Source organism: Synechococcus sp. R6-10, from assembly GCF_047461815.1.
GTDB lineage: Bacteria > Cyanobacteriota > Cyanobacteriia > Thermostichales > Thermostichaceae > Thermostichus.
This window is the reverse complement of record NZ_JANSHW010000612.1, coordinates 1-1,999: the sequence shown is the minus strand read 5'-3', so window position 1 is coordinate 1,999 and position 1,999 is coordinate 1. Positions and strand designations below refer to the sequence as shown.

Below are 1,999 nucleotides of genomic sequence, written 5' to 3'. Positions count from 1 at the left end.
CCTGGGGATGGGCTGCAGGATCTCGGCCAAAGCCAAAGAACCCCAGGGAAAGCACCCTAGGGCAAAGGCCAACAGATGAAAATAAACCGGGCCGGGATGCCCATCTGAGCTGGTGAGGATGCGCCATTGGTAGCGCCCAAACTCTTCCACCCATTCTGGCCCCCGTTGCACCCCCTCCAACGCCAGCCAAGTGAGGGGAACAGCCACAGCTAGGCTGAGGAAAACCAGGCTCTCCCCCCATCGAAGGGGAGGATCCCGTTGCCAGAGCTTGTAGAGGATCCAGATAGCCAGGGGCAACACCAGCCCCACCGGCCCTTTGGCCAACACTGCCAAGCCCAGGGCCAGCGCCCCCACCGCTCTCCACCTGCGTCCAGAGTACCCGGCCCGCCAGGCCTCCTCGGCGGCCCAAAGGGATCCCAGCCCCACACCCATGCCCAGGTTGAGTAGCGGGTCGATGAGACCAGTTTTGTAAAAAAACAAGGGCAGGTAGCCTGTCAGCAGCAAGATCCCCCATAGGCAGCCGAACCCCATCCCGCCCAGACAGGATCCCCACCCCACCAGCAGCGCCACCGTGATCCCGCCAGCAAAAGCATTGGGCAAGCGCGCTGCCCCTTCGTTCATCCCTAAAACAGCCATGGACAGGGCCTGCAGCCAAAAAAAGAGAGGGGGCTTCTCGAAAAAAGGCTCCCCGTTGATGGCCAACGAGAGCGGATCCCCGCTGGCCAGCATCTGCCGCGCCAAGCTGGCGTAGATCAGCTCATCCCAGTCGAACAGGTAGGGGATCCCCTGACCTACCCACAGCCACAGGCCGGCCAAAAGCCCCATCCCCAGGGATCCCTTGAGGCGGCCCAGAAAGCTAGGCATGGAAAGCTTCTGAAGACACCACCCGGCCCACGCTCTGAGGCGAGCGCAGGAGGCGGAGCAACTGGGCTGCCAGAGCGGATCCCTCTGTCTCTACCGGAATCTCCACCCCACACCAACGGCTGGAGCTACCCTGCAGGGCAGCTATCCACTCCGGGGCAAGGGATCCCCGCGCCACCCCGATCAATTGCGGCAGAGGCTCCCGACGATACAGCCCAATCCAGCGCAAGCCCAGTTGAAAAGGCCCCGGTCGGAAACGGGGGTTCAAGCGACCATCCGCCTCAAACTTGCTCAACATCACCTGCAGAGAGCAGATCTGGCGAGTATTGAGCGCAGGAGCCGAAGGCACAAGGCGGGCGCGGAACGTGGCAACCATCTCCGCAAAGGGGATCTGAACGGTCTGCTCTTCTCCCGGCGCAGTGTCGAACGCATAGCCGTAGGCGGGGCTGTCCCAGCCGCCTTGATCCCGCAGTAAGACCTTATACCGCTGCCCATCCCCTCGCAAGCGCAGCTCCAGACCGGCAAACTCCGATAAGTCCAGCGGCGGCTGACAATTGCGGGTGCGCGTGGAAACAAACCCCCCAAAGTTGGCCGTGGAAACCTGGCCTGCGAACAGCAGCTCCTCCCTTCCCCAGAGCAGTTGGCTTTGGCTCGCCCCGCCCATCACCACATCGTCCAAAATGCCCCAAAACCGATGCAAATCCGGGTTGGGCCGGCGAAAGTCGAACAGCATCCGCTCCGTTTGCCCACTGCTGCGCAATTGCTCCAGATAAGCCTTGGCCGTTGGTGGATCCCCCAAACCTAGGATCACGGTTGCTGTCGCCCAATCTGGCGTATGGCTCACCTCCACGCCCTGCTGCCGCAGGGCCTCCGCCAACCCGTCAGGCAAACCTTCCCCCACCACCCCTATCTGGATAGCGACCGGCTCGGAAAGAGAAGGTGGCACAAAATCATCCTCCACGGCCTGGAACCCATTTTGAACCCGACGCCACACCTCAGCCCAAGGCAGGGCCTCATAGTAGGTGAGCGTGTTCCAGAACCGCCCCAGATCCCAAGGCATGAGTCTACCTGATACATTCACGCTGAACTCTCCTGAACATGGTTCAGGAAAGAAGCGATCGCATCCTGCCTATCTCTG

The 1,999-nt window shown here is 61.7% G+C and carries 2 protein-coding genes; both read right to left on the bottom strand.

Annotated elements, in window-relative coordinates:
* Positions 1-864: ArnT family glycosyltransferase (locus NW837_RS14555; RefSeq protein ID WP_414332289.1), on the bottom strand; the 864-nt coding region annotated here is incomplete at its 3' end.
* A complete protein-coding gene (locus NW837_RS14550) occupies positions 857-1,921 on the bottom strand; it encodes a CIA30 family protein (protein ID WP_414332288.1) in 1,065 nt (354 codons plus the stop codon). The genes NW837_RS14550 and NW837_RS14555, both read right to left, overlap by 8 nt.
* Positions 1,922-1,999: the final 78 nt, after the last annotated feature.

Coding starts and splice junctions, on each gene's coding strand:
- NW837_RS14550 (WP_414332288.1), bottom strand. CDS start 1,921: ATGCCTTGGGATCTGGGGCGGTTCTGGAACACGCTCACCTACTATGAG.